The sequence below is a fragment of the Mesorhizobium opportunistum WSM2075 genome (assembly GCF_000176035.2).
Taxonomy (GTDB): domain Bacteria; phylum Pseudomonadota; class Alphaproteobacteria; order Rhizobiales; family Rhizobiaceae; genus Mesorhizobium; species Mesorhizobium opportunistum.
Genome location: NC_015675.1, coordinates 3224500 through 3240289, shown reverse-complemented (window position 1 = coordinate 3240289; position 15790 = coordinate 3224500). Strand labels below are relative to the sequence as shown.

At 64.8% G+C, this 15790-nt stretch carries 19 protein-coding genes; 12 read left to right on the top strand and 7 right to left on the bottom strand.

Annotation, left to right across the window (positions count from 1 at the left end; all coding sequences use genetic code 11):
- The first annotated feature begins 36 nt into the window (after window positions 1–36).
- Window positions 37–1089 carry a sigma-70 family RNA polymerase sigma factor gene (locus tag MESOP_RS15560; RefSeq protein ID WP_013894272.1) on the top strand — a complete coding sequence of 351 codons (1053 nt, stop codon included), beginning with the start codon at window positions 37–39 and terminating at the stop codon, window positions 1087–1089.
- A 97-nt stretch (window positions 1090–1186) separates the two neighbouring features.
- Window positions 1187–1588, top strand: coding sequence for a VOC family protein (locus tag MESOP_RS15555; protein ID WP_013894271.1), 402 nt, complete (start codon window positions 1187–1189; stop codon window positions 1586–1588).
- Between the two features lie 276 nt (window positions 1589–1864).
- Here the strand turns inward: MESOP_RS15555 and MESOP_RS15550 are convergent, their stop codons facing one another.
- Entirely contained in the window at window positions 1865–2446 is a 582-nt protein-coding gene (locus tag MESOP_RS15550; RefSeq protein WP_013894270.1) for a histidine phosphatase family protein, read from the bottom strand.
- A gap of 264 nt (window positions 2447–2710) precedes the next feature.
- Between MESOP_RS15550 and MESOP_RS15545 the strand changes: the two genes are divergently transcribed.
- The 3 genes from MESOP_RS15545 (at window position 2711) to MESOP_RS15535 (ending at window position 4040) form a co-directional block, all read left to right on the top strand.
- Window positions 2711–3160 (top strand): universal stress protein, encoded by a 450-nt coding sequence (locus MESOP_RS15545; RefSeq protein ID WP_013894269.1) that lies wholly within the window; start codon window positions 2711–2713, stop codon window positions 3158–3160.
- Between the two features lie 98 nt (window positions 3161–3258).
- A complete protein-coding gene (locus tag MESOP_RS15540; protein ID WP_013894268.1) occupies window positions 3259–3549 on the top strand; it encodes a type II toxin-antitoxin system TacA family antitoxin in 291 nt (96 codons plus the stop codon).
- Entirely contained in the window at window positions 3546–4040 is a 495-nt protein-coding gene (locus MESOP_RS15535) for a GNAT family N-acetyltransferase (RefSeq protein WP_013894267.1), read from the top strand. Before MESOP_RS15540 ends, MESOP_RS15535 begins: the two co-directional genes overlap by 4 nt.
- A 129-nt stretch (window positions 4041–4169) precedes the next feature.
- On the opposite strand, the gene MESOP_RS15530 is transcribed toward MESOP_RS15535, so the two are convergent.
- Complete coding sequence (locus MESOP_RS15530; RefSeq protein ID WP_013894266.1) at window positions 4170–4919, bottom strand: sulfite exporter TauE/SafE family protein; 750 nt, start codon at window positions 4917–4919, stop codon at window positions 4170–4172.
- Between the two features lie 348 nt (window positions 4920–5267).
- On the opposite strand from MESOP_RS15530, the gene MESOP_RS15520 reads away from it, so the two are divergent.
- The 7 genes from MESOP_RS15520 to MESOP_RS15490 all read left to right on the top strand — a co-directional run bounded on the left by MESOP_RS15520 (window position 5268) and on the right by MESOP_RS15490 (window position 11156).
- Window positions 5268–6140: a LysR substrate-binding domain-containing protein gene (locus tag MESOP_RS15520; RefSeq protein ID WP_013894265.1), complete on the top strand. Its 873-nt coding sequence runs from the start codon at window positions 5268–5270 to the stop codon at window positions 6138–6140.
- Between the two features lie 163 nt (window positions 6141–6303).
- Window positions 6304–6804, top strand: a complete 501-nt coding sequence (locus MESOP_RS15515) for an Lrp/AsnC family transcriptional regulator (RefSeq protein WP_013894264.1) — start codon at window positions 6304–6306, stop codon at window positions 6802–6804.
- The gene (locus tag MESOP_RS15510; RefSeq protein WP_013894263.1) at window positions 6801–7961 is read left to right on the top strand and encodes a saccharopine dehydrogenase family protein; all 1161 of its coding nucleotides are present in this window, start codon (window positions 6801–6803) and stop codon (window positions 7959–7961) included. Before MESOP_RS15515 ends, MESOP_RS15510 begins: the two co-directional genes overlap by 4 nt.
- A gap of 110 nt (window positions 7962–8071) precedes the next feature.
- Complete coding sequence (locus MESOP_RS15505; protein ID WP_013894262.1) at window positions 8072–8860, top strand: ABC transporter substrate-binding protein; 789 nt, start codon at window positions 8072–8074, stop codon at window positions 8858–8860.
- 168 nt (window positions 8861–9028) lie between these two features.
- On the top strand, window positions 9029–9700 hold the full coding sequence (locus MESOP_RS15500) for an amino acid ABC transporter permease (RefSeq protein WP_041164144.1): 672 nt from the start codon (window positions 9029–9031) through the stop codon (window positions 9698–9700).
- Window positions 9697–10371: an amino acid ABC transporter permease gene (locus tag MESOP_RS15495; protein ID WP_013894260.1), complete on the top strand. Its 675-nt coding sequence runs from the start codon at window positions 9697–9699 to the stop codon at window positions 10369–10371. The genes MESOP_RS15500 and MESOP_RS15495 overlap by 4 nt, the downstream gene beginning before the upstream one ends.
- A gap of 26 nt (window positions 10372–10397) precedes the next feature.
- Entirely contained in the window at window positions 10398–11156 is a 759-nt protein-coding gene (locus MESOP_RS15490; protein WP_013894259.1) for an amino acid ABC transporter ATP-binding protein, read from the top strand.
- A 111-nt stretch (window positions 11157–11267) separates the two neighbouring features.
- Here MESOP_RS15490 and MESOP_RS15485 read toward each other — a convergent pair whose 3' ends face one another.
- The 5 genes from MESOP_RS15485 to MESOP_RS15465 all read right to left on the bottom strand — a co-directional run bounded on the left by MESOP_RS15485 (window position 11268) and on the right by MESOP_RS15465 (window position 15675).
- Complete coding sequence (locus MESOP_RS15485; protein ID WP_013894258.1) at window positions 11268–12383, bottom strand: alkene reductase; 1116 nt, start codon at window positions 12381–12383, stop codon at window positions 11268–11270.
- A 42-nt stretch (window positions 12384–12425) separates the two neighbouring features.
- Window positions 12426–12716 carry an ArsR/SmtB family transcription factor gene (locus MESOP_RS15480; protein ID WP_013894257.1) on the bottom strand — a complete coding sequence of 97 codons (291 nt, stop codon included), beginning with the start codon at window positions 12714–12716 and terminating at the stop codon, window positions 12426–12428.
- A gap of 165 nt (window positions 12717–12881) precedes the next feature.
- Window positions 12882–13580, bottom strand: a complete 699-nt coding sequence (locus MESOP_RS15475; protein WP_013894256.1) for an RES family NAD+ phosphorylase — start codon at window positions 13578–13580, stop codon at window positions 12882–12884.
- The gene (locus tag MESOP_RS15470) at window positions 13574–13984 is read right to left on the bottom strand and encodes an MbcA/ParS/Xre antitoxin family protein (RefSeq protein ID WP_013894255.1); all 411 of its coding nucleotides are present in this window, start codon (window positions 13982–13984) and stop codon (window positions 13574–13576) included. Before MESOP_RS15470 ends, MESOP_RS15475 begins: the two co-directional genes overlap by 7 nt.
- A 257-nt stretch (window positions 13985–14241) precedes the next feature.
- Window positions 14242–15675 carry an aldehyde dehydrogenase family protein gene (locus MESOP_RS15465; protein WP_013894254.1) on the bottom strand — a complete coding sequence of 478 codons (1434 nt, stop codon included), beginning with the start codon at window positions 15673–15675 and terminating at the stop codon, window positions 14242–14244.
- Window positions 15676–15790: the final 115 nt, after the last annotated feature.

Genomic DNA, 15790 nt, shown 5'->3' with positions numbered 1-15790 from the left:
CAGGATGCCAGGCAAATTCCGCACGGCAGGCTCGACATGACAGACGCTCCCGGTCCGCTTGAGCCGTTAGGCCCGACAGACCGGCCGATCCTCGATCGGCCGGTCTTCGAGCGCCTGACCATGGCCCACCGCCGCGAGCTGAAGCTGCATTGCTACCGGATGATGGGCTCGCTGCATGAGGCCGACGACCTCGTCCAGGAGACGTTCCTCAACGCATGGCGCGGCCGCGCTCAATTCGACGGGCGCGGCTCGCCGCGCGGCTGGCTCTATACGATCGCGACCAACGCCTGCCTCAACGCTATCAAGGCGCGGGTCACGGCGCATCGCGTTCTCGAGCAGCCCGACCGGCCGCCGACCGAAGGCCGCGCCGCTGCCGGGCCAGCCGCCGAGCTTTCTTGGTTGGAGCCCTACCCCGATGTCGAGCTGCCCGACTTTGTGGACGGCGAGCCCGGCCCGGAGGCGCGCTACGAGACAAGCGAAGCCATCCGGCTCGCCTTTGTCGCCGCCATCCAGCTGCTGCCGCCAAGGCAACGCGCATCGCTTCTGCTGTGCGACGTGCTCGGCTGGTCGGCGGCCGAGACCGCGCAGTTGCTGGGCGGCTCGACCGCCTCGATCAACAGCGCCCTGCAGCGAGCGCGCGCGACGCTGGCGCGGCATTATCCCGCCGGGCGTCCCTTGCAGCGATCGCAGCCCAACCCCGAAGAGGGCTTGCTGCTCGAACGTTATATCAGCGCCTGGCGGGCCGCCAATCTCGACGGCTTCATCGCGCTGCTGCGCGAGGACGCCACCTACCATATGCCGCCATGGCTGGACTGGTACCACGGACGCCCCGCGATCCGTGGTTTCTTCGACACGGTGTGGGGCAATTTCGCCGGCTACTTCCCGGTGACGACAAGGGCCAACGGTCTGCCCGCGGTTGCGATCTACGCGCGGCGCCATCAGGAGCCGGAATGGCGCGCGCAATCGCTGCATGTCATCGAGCCGGCCGATGGCGGGATCGCCTCGCTGACGGTCTATGTCGGCCCGCTTGGCCCCGACCTGTTCGCCGCCTTCGGCCTGCCGACGGTCTGGCCTGAACCGGAAGCATAGCCACCGCAAACTTCTCCTGACAGAAAGCTGGCAGGAGGCCTGGTCTACAGATCGCTCGGGAGCCCGGTCGCGGCTTCAGCGATCAAGGAGCCAAGCCATGAATTTCGTCTCTGTCCGCATCATCACGTCCGATGTCCAGCGCCTCGTACGCTTCTATGGTGAGATCACCGGCCTGCCGGTGACGGTGTACACGGAAGACTTCGCCGAATTGGCGACGCCGGCCTGCACGCTGGCGATCGGCAGCACGCGCACCTTGATGCTGTTCGGCGGCGACATCGCCCGTCCCGCCGACAACCACACCGCCATCATCGAATTCCGCGTCAGCGACGTCGATGCCGAATTCGCCAGGCTGTCGGACACCATCAAGGGCGCAATGGTGCAGGAGCCGACCACCATGCCCTGGGGCAACCGCTCGCTGCTGTTTCGCGACCCCGACGGCAATCTGGTGAATTTCTTCACGCCGGTCACCGCCGAGGCGATCCGGAAGTTCGACAGGTAGAAGCGTTAGAGATAGGCTAGAGTTTGGGAATCGCCGAAGCCTCCGCGCGTTCGTCATCCACGGGCGGAGCAGCCGCGAAAGCGGCGGCGCGGAGACCCGAGGATCCATGCCGCGACCTTAGCCTTGGAGTGCAACGGAGTAGAGTTCTTCATCGTAGCAACGCTTTGAAGTCGCGGCATGGATCCTCGGGTCTGCGCCGCGTCGTTACGCTCCTTGCTCCGCCCGTGGATGACGAAGCGACGGCGCGTCCGCGCCGAGCCGGGATCGTTCTCCGCTCTACCTCTGATTCCACTTCCGAATAACCGGCTCGCTGAGATCATGCTCGTAGCCGAGCACGCTGATGCTGGCCGTGTCGAGCACGAGCAGCGCGCCACCCTCCGGCGGCAGGCCCAGCCAGCGGGCGGCGAGCACGCGCAGGAAATGCGCGCTGGAGAAGATCAGGATCGAGCCGCCAGCATCGCGAAGCTGTCTGATGATCCTGTCGGCGCGGGCGCCGACATCGGCCGCCGTCTCGCCTTGCGGGCAGCCGTCGCGGAAGACATTCCAGCCCGGTCGCTCGGCCAGGATCGCCTTGGTGGTGCGCCCCTCATAGGCGCCGTAATCCCACTCCTGCAAATCGTCGTTTCTGATGCTCTGAGCGCCAAAGCCGGCAAGCACGCTGGTGTTGTAGGCGCGCTGCGACGGGCTCGACCACACCGCCGAGAACGACAGGCCTTTCAGCCGCTCCGCCACGCCCCGCGCGGCGGCCTCGCCGGCCGGCGTCAGCGGCATGTCGGTGCGGCCGGTGTGCTGCCCAGAGAGGCTCCACGCCGTCTCGCCATGCCGGACCAGATGGATCTGCGGAAACGCGCTGCTCATGGGATGCCCCTCAATGTCGCCGGCACCTTAGAGGACGCTGTGGCAAAGGGGAATTCGGGGAACGGCGAAAGCGTGCATGCGGGGAAATGCCTGGCAGGGCAACGGGAGACGGCACCGGGATCGACGATTGGTCCAATCTCGGCTGTCCTTGATCCACGTGGCGCTGGCCCTGTGAGTTGCCCGGTGGCGCAACTATATCAAGGTGAGCCTCCAAGGCTCCCGCCGCCCAAGGGCGCCAGCCCTCGCACAACAGGTCAGATCATCATGTACAAACATCTGCTCATCGCAACCGACGGATCGGAACTGGCCGACAAGGGGGTTGCCCATGGCCTCACATTGGCCAAGGATCTCGGCGCCGGCGTCACCTTCGTCACCGTCTCGGAACAATTCCCTATGCTGGCCTGGGGCGGCGCCATGGCCGGCTATGCAGCGGGCGATGAAATGGCCGTCTACCAGGAGGAATTGCGCAAATATGGCAAGCAGGTTCTCGACAAATGCAAGGCATCGGCCGATGCGGCCGGCGTCTCCGCCGAGGTCGTCCATGTCGAGGACAAAAGGCCCGCCGAAGCGATACTGGAACTGTCGCAGGCGCTGGGCTGCGACCTTATCGTGATGGCCTCGCATGGCCGCCGCGGACTGGGCCGGCTGCTTCTCGGCAGCCAGACGGCGGAAGTGCTGTCCTACACCGCAATCCCGGTGCTGGTGGTGCGCTAGGACCGCCCCGGATCACGGGCTCCATCGGTCACCCGCACAGCATGGTGTAATGACAACATCGTTACGCTATGCTAGATCTGAACAAGAAGGAGCTATCGATGCCAGCCTCACATCAGCCGTTGCCGAAGAGCGTTCCGCTCAATATCCGCGTCAAGCCAGAGGTCCGCAATCTGATCGACAGGGCAGCGGAACTGCTTGGCAAGAACCGCACGGACTTCATGCTGGAGGCGTCGCAACGCGCCGCCGAGGACGCGCTGCTCAACCGTCTCGTGTTTACTGCCGAGCCGGATGCCTACGCTGCGTTTCTGGCGCGTCTCGACATGTCGCCGCATCCGAACGACCGGTTGCGGCGTACGATGGCAACAAAGGCTCCGTGGGACGCTGCGTGAGCCTGTCGGCCCCGGTTCCGCTCGCCGACCATCACGACCTCAATGATTTTTCATCGGGCATACCCTCACTCGACGACTGGCTGAAAAAACGGGCGCGCGCCAACCAGGCAGGCGGTGCATCCCGGACCTATGTGACCTGCATCGGCAACCGTGTCGTTGGCTATTACGCTATTGCCAGCGGAGGAGTGCGGATGGTCGAAGCTACCGGCCGCTTCCGGCGCAACATGCCCGACCCGATCCCGGTTGTGGTGCTCGGCAGGTTGGCGGTCGACCAGAGCCATCACGGCCGTGGCATCGGCCGTGCGCTGGTAAGGGATGCCGGTCTGCGGATACTTCAGGCCGCTGAAATACTGGGAATCAGGGGTATACTGGTGCATGCGATATCCGACGATGCCCGAGCCTTCTATATGGCTGTCGGATTCGAGCCTTCACCAGTCGAGCCGCTGACGCTCATGGCCACGCTCGCCGACCTCGGCGCGAGTCTCGGTTGACGGCCTTCCTGTCTTGGGAAGGCCAGGCTAGAGCATTTCACCGTTTCACGGAAACGGCGAACCGCTCTATCTCTTTGTTTTTACGCAATTCCGGACGGAAAACCGTGTCATACTTTTCCTGGAATTGCTCTAGAGCGCGGTCTCCACGACGAGATACACCCCCAGCATCAGCAGCCCGGCAAAGAACACTTTACGAAACGTCTCGACGCTCATCGCCTGGCGCAGCGCCTGGCCGGCGAACATGCCGGCGAGCGCCGGCGCAAGCGCCAGGACCGATCCCGCCAGTTGCGTTGTCGGCGATGCGAGCGCGCCTGCTTTGAACAAGCCAAGGGCAAGTGCCGCCGTCGACACGGTGAAGGACAGGCCGAGCGCCTGGATGAGGTCTTCCCGGCCCAGCCGCAGCGATTGCAGATACGGCACGGCCGGGATGACGACGACGCCGGTGGCGCCGGTGACCAGTCCGGTCGCCACACCGACCAGCGGTGACATCAAGGCCTCGTGGCGCGCCGGCGTGGTGAAGCCAAGCTTGAGCAGGCCGAGAATGGCGTAAAGCACCAGCGCCGCACCGAGCCCGGCCGATGCAACGCCGGAGTGTATGCCGGTGAGCAGGCCGGCCCCGGCGACGGTGCCAAGCACGACGCCGGCCATCATCGTCCACAGGCGCCTGCATAGCCCGCCGAAGGATGGGCCGGTGAACAACTGCCAAAGATTGGTGACCAGCGACGGGATCAGCAGCAGGGCAGCCGCCTGCGCCGGCGGCATCGTTACCGCCAGCAGCCCCATCGCCACGGTCGGCAGCCCCATGCCGACGACACCCTTGACGAAACCCGCGGCAAGAAAGACCGCGCCGGTCCAGGCAATGACGCCGACGCTCAGCACGGTCGTTCCTTCGGGGCGCCGGTTCGATCAGTCATGCAACAGCATGTCCGCCGCATCATCATCGGGTGCCGGTTTTGCAGGCGTCGCTTCATGGTGGACGGGATCAGCTATCGCCGCGCAACCGTGCTGGCTGGGCTCCGCTCGCGCCATGGCAAGCGAGGCCACCGCGATCGCAAGCCGATCGCCGCGCTTTCAAGTATGCCGGGTCCATGCCGGCCTGTCGCCTTTTCGCTCATCGCGCATCTCCATCGCAAAAGATTTGACTGACATGCCGGCCGCCCACAATGTGGAAGTTACGCCGTCAGCCTTCGCCTGCGCCGAAGGCTGAAACCCTGCAGGAGAAGAAAGATGCGCTTCGATCTTACCGATCTCCGGCTGTTCCTGCTGGTCGCCGAGCGCGGCAGCATCACCCATGGTGCCGAACTTGCGGGGCTGGCGCTCGCCTCCGCCAGCGCCCGCATCAAGGGCATGGAGGAAAGCCTCGGCGCGCCGCTTTTAGAGCGGCGGCGGCGCGGCGTGGTGCCGACGGCCGCCGGGCAGGCGCTGCTGCACCATGCGCGTGCGGTGCAGAACCAGATCGAGGCGATGGCCGGCGACCTCGGCGCCTATGCCACGGGCTTGCGCGCCCGTGTGCGGCTGATGGCCAACACGGCCGCCACCAGCGCGCTGCTGCGCGACATGCTGCCGGCCTTCCTCGTCGCGCATCCCGGCATCGACATCGACCTCGACGAGCGCCCCAGCCATGAGATCGCCGAGGCGGTGGCAAGCGGTGCCGCCGATCTCGGCATCGCCGCGACCTGGGCCGGCCTCTCGCATCTGGAGCAGAAGCCGTTCTTCATCGACAGGCTCGTGGTGATCGCCGCGCGAGACTGGCCCGGCCTCGAAGGCCACACCGCCAGCCTCGGCGACCTGCTCGGCGAAGCCTTTGTCGGCCTGAGCGCCGGCCATCCCTTGCAGGAGCACATCACCCGCCAGGCCGCCCGCCTTGGCGGCCATCTGCACTTCCGCATCCGCGTGCCCGGCCTCGATAATGTCTGCCGGCTGGTCGCGCAGGGCGCCGGCATCGCCATCGTGCCCGAAAGTGCCGCGCGCCGCTCCGCCCGCACGTTGCGCAGCCTACGGTTGACCGACGACTGGGCAACACGCCAGCTCAATCTCTGCGTCCGCAGCTTCGACGAACTCACGCCGCAGGCAAAGCTGCTCGCCGCGGCCTTGGCCTGAACCCGACAACGGAACGCCGGCGGTGGCAACCGCGCGCAAAGCGGTGCGCTGTTGCCGTCCACGCTAAAACAACACCTTGCTTTTCAAAAGTCTGTGACGTAGCCTATTTGCATATAGGCAAAATAATTGCCAATTTTCTTTCTGTTTATGAAAGACGGGGGCTTTGCGGGAACATCTCGATCTGACCGACCGGCGGCTCGTCAAGCAGCTGTCGCAGGATGCGCAGCCGGGCATCAACCGCCTCGCCGAGATGTTGGCGATTTCGGTGCCGACGGTGCGCTCGCGGCTGCGCAACCTGCTCGACCGCAACCTGCTCAAGGTCGTCGGGCTCTTGAACCTCACCGAACGCCCCGAGTTGATCTCGGCCATTGTCGGCATCAATGCCCAGGGGCGCGGCCGTGCCCGCGAACTGGCGCAGCGCATTTCGGAACTGCCCTTCGTCAATTCGGCCTCGGTGGTCACCGGACGCTTCGACATCATCGTCGACGTGACGGTGGCCGGTGACGTCGCCGATCTCTACCGCGTCACCAGCGAGCTGATCCCGGGTGCTGGCGAGCCGGGCGAAGTCGTGCGCAGCGAGACCTTCGTCGTCATGGCGTCTTGCAACAAATGGGTCAGCCTGCCGGAAGGCTGCTGGTCGGACGATCGCAAGGAGCCGGCATGAAGATCGCGGTTCTCGGAGGCCTCGGCCTGCAAGGCCGGGCGGCCATCGCCGATCTCGTCGCCAGTGGCGTCGAGGAGGTGGTTTGCGTCGATACCGCGCCGGACGGCCCTGCCCGGCTTGACGGCCTGGCCGATCTTTCCCGTGTGCGTTTCGTCGTACCCGAGGGCGCGATCGGCCTGGCCCTGACCACAGTGCTGGCCGATGTCGACGCCGTCATCGACCTGTTGCCGCAACCGCTGATGCGCGAGGCGGTGCAAGCCGCGATCGCAACCCGCACGCCGCTGGTCACCACCAACTACGGCAAGGCGATCGCCGACCTGGCGCCGGCCGCCGAACAGGCCGGTGTGCCCATCATGACCGAATGCGGGCTCGATCCCGGCATCGACCTCGTGCTCTACGCGCGCGCCGCGCGCCAGTTCGACGCGATCACCGCGATCGATTCCTATTGCGGCGGCATCCCCGAGCCGAAGGCGATGGCCAAGCCGCTTTGCTACAAGGTGAGCTGGAACTTCGACATGGTTCTGGTCAGCCAGAACCGCGACAGCGTGATGATCGAGGACGGGCAACGCGTCGCGGTGCCGGCTGGCCAGCAGCACCACAATCCTTTCATCCATGAGATCGAGGTCGCGGGCCTCGGCATGCTGGAAGCCTTCCCCAACGGCGATGCGCTGCATTACGTCGAGATGCTTCCCGCGGCGAAAGGGCTGCGCCGCTCCGGACGCTATACGCTACGCTGGCCGGGATGGTCGGCCTTCTGGGCACCGCTGAAAGAACTCGGCTTCCTCTCGGAAGAAAAGGTGCCCGGCACGGGCGCCAGTCCGCGCGAATTCCTAGGCCGGCTGCTCGGCCCGCAATTGCAATATGGCTCCGGCGAAAAGGATCTGTGCGTGATGCGCAATGTCTTTTCCGGCATCGAGGACGGCCGCGCCAAGACGGTCACTTCGGACCTGATCATCGAGCGCGACCTGGCTTCGGGCCTGTTCGGCATGAGCCTGGGCGTCGGCTATCCCGCCAGCATCGTGGCGCAGATGCTGGCGCGCGGCGAGATCACCAAGCCCGGCCTGCTCAACCCGCTGCTCGACGTGCCGGACATCAGCTTCTTCGACGAACTGGCCCGGCGTGGCATCACGGTTTCCGAGACGGTGGCCCGGGACTGAGGAAAGAGATTTGCGAACGGTGGCCGCCGCCGGCAACGGCGCTGCCGCTCAAAAAGCACCCCGAAGGGTGAAACAACAACGTGGAACAATAAAACAAGGAGGAATGCCAAATGAAGATTGCCAGACTTTTCATCGCCGGACTCGCACTCGCCGGCCTCACCACGGCCGCCAGTGCCGGAGCGCTCGACGACATTACCAAACGCGGCGAACTGCGCGTTGCCGTGCAGACCCAGGGACCGCCCTTCTCGCTGGTCGGCGCCAATGGCGAGCGCACCGGCAGTTCGGTCGAACTTGCCGAACTGATGGCCAAGGAAATGGGTGTGAAAATCACCTTCCTCGACTTCGACTGGGATGGCTTGATCCCCGCACTCTTGTCGGGCAAGGCCGATCTCTTGGTCGCCGACATGACGCCGACGCTGGCGCGCGGCATGAAGGTCGCTTTCACCACGCCCTATATGTACACAGGCAGCACCGTCTTCACCAAGGCCGACAGCAAGTTCAAGACCACCGAGGACTGCAAGGCCAAGGGCACCAAGATCGCCGTGTTGCTCGGCGCGACCGGCGAGAAGGAAGCCAAGGCCGCCTTTCCCGATGCTGACATCAAGAGCTACAAGGGCGGCGGTCCGCTGCTGCTCGACGCCGTCAACAACGGCCAGGCCGACTGCGGCGTCAACGACGTCTCGGCGGTCAAGGGCCAGTCGACCGCCTACCCGGCCGGCACCTTTACCATCATGCCCGACCTGCTGTCGAAGGAGCCGCTTGCCTTCGCCACTCGCTACGACGAGCCGGACTTGCTTGTCTGGATGAACCTTTTCCTCAACCAGGTCACCATCGACGGCCGCCTGCAGAAGAACCTCGACTACTGGGTCAATTCCGACGCCTGGAAGAAGGATCACTGAGAAATTAGTGAGTAGGGAAGTAGTGAGTAGGGAAGTAGTGAGTAGGGAGTGGTGAGTAGGGAATAGTGACCGGTGAATGGAGAATCGACCATTCCGGATACGCTTCACTACTCGCTACTGCCTACTCACTACTCCCTACTCCCTACTCCCTACTCACTGTTCACGCCCATGCTCGAAAATTTCAGTTTCCGCACCATCGTCGAATATCTGCCCCTGTTCGGGCAGGGCCTGGTCACGACCGTCTGGCTGTCGGCGCTGTCCTTCGTCGGCGCGCTGATCGTCGGCATCGTGCTGTGCGCCATGGGCCTGCAGCGCGGCTGGCTGTTTCGGGTTCCGGCCAAGGCCTATATCGACGCCGTGCGTGCCACGCCGTTGCTGGCACAGCTCTATTTCCTCTATTTCGGCCTGCCCCGGCTCGGCTTCGTGCTGCCCGAGCTGGTCGTAGGCATCCTCGCTTTGTCACTGAACAGCGGCGCCTATGTCGCTGAAATCATTCGGGCCGGCATCCTTTCGATCCCGCGCGGCCAGGTCGAAGCCAGCGTCGCCTCGGGCATGACCTACGTCCAGCGCATGCGCCTGGTCGTGCTGCCGCAAGCCTTCAAGGTGACGATCCCGCCGCTGCTCGGACAGGCGATCGTGCTGGTCAAGGATTCCGCTCTGCTGTCGCTGATCTCGGTCGCCGAGCTGACGCGCGCCGGCCAGTTGCTCGCTTCCGACCGCTTCATGCCGGCCGAAGGTTTTCTCACCATCGCCGCCTTCTACCTGCTGCTCTACTACTGCTTGAAAGGACTGGCCGTTCTGTCCAGCAGCTGGCTCGGCACAACAGGGGTGCGGGCATGATCTGGCAACAGTTCCTCAGCCTCGCCGGCTCCTATCCCCTCGCCTTGCGCGGTCTCGGCATGACCGTCGTGCTGTCGCTGATCAGCCTGGTGCTCGGCACCGTGCTTGGCTTCGGCCTCGGCATCTTGCGCACCGGCGGCAACCGGCTGATCGCCGGCGTCATCGGCGCCTGGGTCGACCTGATCCGGGGTACGCCGTTCCTGGTGCAGATCTTCCTGATCTTCTTCATCCTGCCGGAATTCGGCGTCGAGCTCGACGCCTTCACCGCCGGCATCATCGCGCTGACCAATCTGGCCGCCTGCTTCATCTGTGAGATCGTCGTCGCCGGCATCCGTTCCGTGCCGACAGGCCAGGTCGAGGCAGCCCTTGCATCCGGCCTGTCGCGCTGGCAGCGCCTGCGCCAGGTTGTGCTGCCGCAGGCGATGCGCATCGTGCTGCCACCGCTGGTCGGGCAATATGTGCTGCTGATCAAGGATTCTTCGGTCGTCTCGGCCATCGGCCTGACCGACCTCACCCGCGTCGGCTGGCTGGTGGTGCAGCGCGTGCCCAACGGCCTCCTGGTGTTCTTCCTTGTCGGCGTCGGCTATTTCATCGTCTGCTATCCGCTGATCATGCTGGCGCGCCGGCTCGAACGCCGCATGGGCGCGGCCCATGGCGAGGTGCAGCTGTGACATCGAACCCCAAAGGGCCAACAGACATGACCAATGCGGGTCTCAACAAAACCGGCATGATCGACTTTCGCGGCGTCAACAAATGGTTCGGCTCGCTCAACGTGCTCCGGGATATCACGCTGAGCGTCGAGCCGCGCGAGGTCGTCGTCGTCTGTGGCCCGAGCGGCTCCGGCAAGAGCACGCTGATCCGTTGCATCAACGGACTGGAGACGATCAAGGACGGCGATCTCGTCGTCGACGGCCAGCGCCTTGGCGACCGCGCCACCAACATGACGCAGCTGCGCACCGAGATCGGCTTCGTCTTCCAGTCGTTCAACCTCTACCCGCACAAGACCGCGCTCGAGAATGTCACGCTGGCGCCCATCCATGTCCGCAAGATCCCGCGCGCCGAGGCCGAGCATGCCGGGCGCGAATTGCTGGCCAAGGTGGGGCTCGCCGACAAGGTCAACGCTTATCCGGCGCAGCTCTCCGGCGGCCAGCAGCAGCGCGTGGCGATCGCGCGCTGCCTCGGCATGCGGCCCAAGATCATGCTGTTCGACGAGCCGACCTCGGCACTCGACCCCGAAATGATCTCCGAAGTGCTCGACGTCATGGTGGCGGTCGCCGAGGAAGGCATGACCATGATGGTGGTGACGCACGAGATGGGCTTTGCCCGCAAGGTCGCCCAGCGCGTGGTGTTCATGGATGCCGGCGCCATCGTCGAAAGCGGCACGCCCGATGAGTTCTTCTCGCACCCCAAGACCGACCGCAGCCGTGCCTTCCTGAGCAAGATTCTCAGGCACTGAGGACTGTTGGGCTTGGAATGCGATGGCCGTTCGGACCGAAATTCGGTCCGGATCGTCGCGTCAGGCGACCAGCTGCCCTTCCGCCGCGGGCGAAAGGGCAAACGTCTGGGCTCAGGCCGCCGACGGGTAATCCGTATAGCCCCTGGCGTCGCCGCCATAGAACGTCGCTTTGTCCGGCGCGTTCAGTTCGGCATTCCGCTTCAGGCGGCTGACGAGGTCGGGATTGGCGATGAACAGCTTGCCGAACGCGACAAGGTCGGCGTAGCCGTCCCCGACAGCCTTTTCGGCCAATTCCTTGTCATAGCCATTGTTCACCAGCCAGGCACCGGTGCCGCCGGCCTTGCGGTAGGAGGCCTTGAGGTCTTCGTAATCGAACGGCCTGTCGCCCTGGCTGAAGTCGCGCGCGCCGCCGGTCGCGCCTTCGACGATGTGGACATAGGCGAGGCCCCGGCTGCCCAGGCCCGCCGCAACATGGTTGAACAGAGGCTGCGGATCGGCATCCGAAGCGTCGTTGGCGGGCGTTACCGGCGACAGCCTGATCCCGGTCCTGCCGGCGCCGACAGCGCCCGTGACCGCGTCGACCACCTCAAACAGGAGGCGCGCCCGGTTTTCGATGGAGCCGCCATAATCGTCGGTGCGATGGTTGGTGCCCGAGCGCAGGAACTGGTCGACGAGATATCCATTGGCACCATGGATCTCGACGCCGTCGAAGCCCGCTACCTCGATCGCCGCCTTTGCGGCGCGGCGAAAATCATCGACGATGCCGGGAATTTCGGCCGCGTCGAGCGCGCGCGGCTCGGAGGTGTCGACGAACTCGCCGCTGCCATCCGGCTTGACCAGGAACGTCTTGGATTTTGCCCTGATCGCCGATGGCGCCACCGGCTTGCCGCCGCCAGGCTGCAACGAATTGTGCGAGATGCGTCCGACATGCCAGAGCTGGACCACGATCTTGCCGCCACCTTTATGAACCGCGTCGGTGACACGCTTCCAGCCGGCAAGCTGATCCGCCCCGTAGAGGCCGGGCACATTGGCATAGCCTTGGCCCTGATGGCTGATGGCGGTTGCCTCTGTCACGATCAGCCCCGCCGTGGCGCGCTGGCCGTAGTAGGTGACCGATAAGTCGCCGGGTACTGCATTGGGTGAGCGATTGCGCGTCAGTGGCGCCATGACGATGCGGTTCGCCAGCGTCAGGTCACCGGCCCGCAAGGGATCAAAGAGGGTAGCCATGAGAAATGCCTTTCATGCATTTTGGGGGAATGGGGAGGATCGTCAGAGATCGGACAAGGCAGCCTGGAAGGCGGCGATGGTTTCTTCGTTGCGCTTGTAGAACACCCATTGGCCGACCCGCCGCGTCGTAACGAGGTCGGCGGACGCCAGCGTCGCCAGATGTGCCGAAACACTGGACTGAGCCAGGCCGCGGTGGTCGAACTGGCTGGCGCAGACGCCCATCTCGAGCGGATGTGCCTGCGCGGCGAAGTGCTGTTCAGGCTCCTTCAGCCACGCCAGGACATCCCGTCGAAACGGATGCGCCAGTGCCTTCAATATGATGTCGTGGTCCATCTTCACCTGCATCGATCTCAACCGATATATAGATCGGGCAGAGGCGATATGGCAGGTAATCCATGCCATTTTTGAGGGTGATCGGAGAACGTTGCTCTCAGGTCACGGCCGGACCGCAATAGCGCCGCCGGGTGCTTCCGTCGCCTGTTGAGGGATGCGCTCCCATCAGGTGACCGACAGCACTTTGCCCGTGTCGTGCTGACGTACGAAATCCACGCGGGTGCCGTCCCAGTGGTAGGAGTAATGCCGGCCCTGCACCGGAACGGGGATGACATCGGGCCAGAAGATGCCGATACATTGCCCGTCCGCCATCCGCACGCTGCTCCACACCAGCCCGTCGCTGCCTTGCGCCCGCAGCGCCCGCCCTTCCGCCTGCGAGGCGGTGTAGTCGTCGGGGTCGAGCACGCCGGGCACGGCATTGACGTCGTCGAGGTCACGGTCGACGCTGCCGATCAGCACGCGGAAATCCGCCGTCCAGCCCGGATCCTCACTGGTGGCGCGCATGAAATTCTGGTGGTGGTGGATGGTCTCGGCCAGCGCCACGTCCTCGCTGTCGCCGGCATAGTAGATGCCGTAGCTGCCATCGGAGAAACGGCCGGGCCGCAGCGTCGAACAATGCACGAAGGGCGCCATCACGAAGCTTGCGCCAGGACCCGACACCCGCCTTGCGGCAGGCACCTTGCCGAGCTCGCCGATCTCGAGCCGGATGCGCGGATTGGTCTTCTCCTCGACGGCGGCCAGCGCCTCCCAGTCGCGCGGGTCGGCAATGTCCTCGAACAGGTCGATCGGCGGATGGATGGAGCGGATGATGCGAAAAGTCTGGTGCCAGTGGACGCGGCGCCGGACCGCGAGCCCACTCACCATGCACCACGCTCCGCATCGAGCCATTCACGCATGGCCGCAAGATCGGAAATTTCGCCACGCAGCATCAGGTCGAGCGCCGACTGGCCGCCGAAGGTCGCGTTGGGCTTGCGGATCCAGGCATAGCCGCGCGCCGGCTCTGTGAAGAGATAGCGCAGGCCCTTGTGGATGCCCATCAGATGAGCCATGCGGGTGCGCAGGTCGCGGTCGATCCGGCCGATGCCGCCTTCCTTCCAGCGTGCCCAGGTCCGCGCCGACATACCTCCAAGCAGGATGCAGGCCTCGAGATCTGTGAGGTTCCACGCCTTGAACAGATTGACAGTGGTGCGCGCCAGCGCACCGGCCTCTTCCTCCGAAATGGCGCTGCCGACCGTGGCCGGCGTGGCGACGATGGACTGAAGTTGCATTTTGCTCACCCTTGCTATTGGCAGAGATATAGCATGTATTTGCCAATTGGCAAGTACGGGGCTAACGTTCCTCGCCCCCATGAGATGGGGGAGAGGTGGCTCGGCGAAGCCGAGACGGAGCGGGGGATGGCGCAGCCCTGGAAGAATTCAGCGCGACCTCATCAGCGCCGCAGCCCCCTCTCCGACCGCTTCGCGGCCACCTCTCCCCCACTCCGTTGGGGCGAGGAACTCCTGCAAGGTCGGCGCCAGTGTCGTGCCTACTCCGCCGCCTCATACCCAGCGATACCCTTGATCTCCAGAAAATCCTCAAGCCCATACTCGGCATACTCGCGGCCGTTGCCCGACTGCTTGTAGCCGCCGAAGGGCAGGCCGGCGTCCCAAGTCGGATAGTTGATGTAGACATTGCCGGAGCGCATGCGCGCCGCCACGTCGCGGGCCTTCTGGATGTCCTTGGCCTGGATGTAGGAGGCCAGGCCGTAGACCGTGTCGTTGGCCTGCTCGACCGCCTGCTCGACCGTGTCGTAGGGCATGATCGCCAGCACCGGCCCGAATATCTCCTCGCGCGCGATGCGCATGTCGTGGGTGACGTCGGCGAACACGGTCGGCCTGATATAGTAGCCACGGTTGAGTTCGGCGGGGCGGCCGGGGCCGCCGGCGACCAGCGTCGCACCCTCGTCGATGCCGACCTGGATCAGGTCCTGGATCTTGTCGAACTGAACCTGGCTGACGACAGGGCCAAGCTTGGTGTTGTCGCCGTCGGCGGGGCCGACCACGAACTTTTCCGCCGCCGCCTTGGCGTAGCCCGCCGCCTCGTCATGACGGTCGCGCGGCACGAACATGCGCGTCGGCGCATTGCAGGACTGGCCGCTGTTGCTGAAGCAGCCGGCGACGCCCTTGCTGACGGCGGTGGCGAGGTCGACATCGGGGAACAGGATGTTGGCCGACTTGCCGCCAAGCTCCTGATGCACGCGCTTGACCGTGTCGGCGGCGGCCTTGGCGACCAGGATGCCGGCCCGCGTCGAACCGGTGAACGACATCATGTCGATGTCGGAATGGCTGGACAGCGCCTGGCCGACGCCGGGGCCGTCGCCGTTGACGAGGTTGAACACGCCTTTCGGCACGCCGGCCTCGTCGAGGATTTCGGCGAAGATGATGGCATCGATCGGCGCGATCTCCGATGGCTTCAGCACCATGGTGCAGCCGGAGGCGAGCGCCGGACCCACCTTGCAGGTGATCTGGTTCAGCGGCCAGTTCCACGGCGTGATCAGGCCGACGACGCCGATCGGTTCCTTGACGATCAGCGAGGAACCCTTGACGTGGCGAAACTCGAACGATTTCAACACTTCCGCCATCTTCGTCAGATGCGCGAGGCCGACGCCCACCTGGCTGTCGAGCGCGAACTGGCGCGGCGCGCCCATCTCGCGCGACACGGCGAGCGCCAGGTCGGAACTGCGCTTCTTGTAGACCGCGATGACGCGGTTCAGGATGTCGAGGCGCTCCTCCACCGAGGTGAAGCCGAATGTGTTGAAGGCGCGCTTGGCCGCGGCCACTGCCTTGTCGACATCGGCCTTGGTGCCGAGCGATATCTGCGCGAAGGCATCCTCGGTCGACGGATCGATGACATCGAGCGTCTTGGCCACAACAGGATCGACCCACGCGCCATCGATATAGAACTGCAGATCGTGTGACATGGTTTTCTCCTGGGGGCGCGTCGCATGGCCGTTGGCCGTGATATATGGCTAGAGATAACGATGCGCAAACACTGCTGTCAAACGCAACCCCGGAAGTGTTTGAGCCAGCACGCCA

Bases quoted from the DNA above. Each gene is read 5' to 3' on its own strand.
- MESOP_RS15560 (WP_013894272.1), top strand. From the start codon at position 37: ATGACAGACGCTCCCGGTCCGCTTGAGCCGTTAGGCCCGACAGACCGG.
- MESOP_RS15555 (WP_013894271.1), top strand. From the start codon at position 1,187: ATGAATTTCGTCTCTGTCCGCATCATCACGTCCGATGTCCAGCGCCTC.
- MESOP_RS15550 (WP_013894270.1), bottom strand. From the start codon at position 2,446: ATGAGCAGCGCGTTTCCGCAGATCCATCTGGTCCGGCATGGCGAGACG.
- MESOP_RS15545 (WP_013894269.1), top strand. From the start codon at position 2,711: ATGTACAAACATCTGCTCATCGCAACCGACGGATCGGAACTGGCCGAC.
- MESOP_RS15540 (WP_013894268.1), top strand. From the start codon at position 3,259: ATGCCAGCCTCACATCAGCCGTTGCCGAAGAGCGTTCCGCTCAATATC.
- MESOP_RS15520 (WP_013894265.1), top strand. From the start codon at position 5,268: ATGCGCTTCGATCTTACCGATCTCCGGCTGTTCCTGCTGGTCGCCGAG.
- MESOP_RS15510 (WP_013894263.1), top strand. From the start codon at position 6,801: ATGAAGATCGCGGTTCTCGGAGGCCTCGGCCTGCAAGGCCGGGCGGCC.
- MESOP_RS15505 (WP_013894262.1), top strand. From the start codon at position 8,072: ATGAAGATTGCCAGACTTTTCATCGCCGGACTCGCACTCGCCGGCCTC.
- MESOP_RS15500 (WP_041164144.1), top strand. From the start codon at position 9,029: ATGCTCGAAAATTTCAGTTTCCGCACCATCGTCGAATATCTGCCCCTG.
- MESOP_RS15495 (WP_013894260.1), top strand. From the start codon at position 9,697: ATGATCTGGCAACAGTTCCTCAGCCTCGCCGGCTCCTATCCCCTCGCC.
- MESOP_RS15490 (WP_013894259.1), top strand. From the start codon at position 10,398: ATGACCAATGCGGGTCTCAACAAAACCGGCATGATCGACTTTCGCGGC.
- MESOP_RS15485 (WP_013894258.1), bottom strand. From the start codon at position 12,383: ATGGCTACCCTCTTTGATCCCTTGCGGGCCGGTGACCTGACGCTGGCG.
- MESOP_RS15480 (WP_013894257.1), bottom strand. From the start codon at position 12,716: ATGGACCACGACATCATATTGAAGGCACTGGCGCATCCGTTTCGACGG.
- MESOP_RS15475 (WP_013894256.1), bottom strand. From the start codon at position 13,580: ATGGTGAGTGGGCTCGCGGTCCGGCGCCGCGTCCACTGGCACCAGACT.
- MESOP_RS15470 (WP_013894255.1), bottom strand. From the start codon at position 13,984: ATGCAACTTCAGTCCATCGTCGCCACGCCGGCCACGGTCGGCAGCGCC.
- MESOP_RS15465 (WP_013894254.1), bottom strand. From the start codon at position 15,675: ATGTCACACGATCTGCAGTTCTATATCGATGGCGCGTGGGTCGATCCT.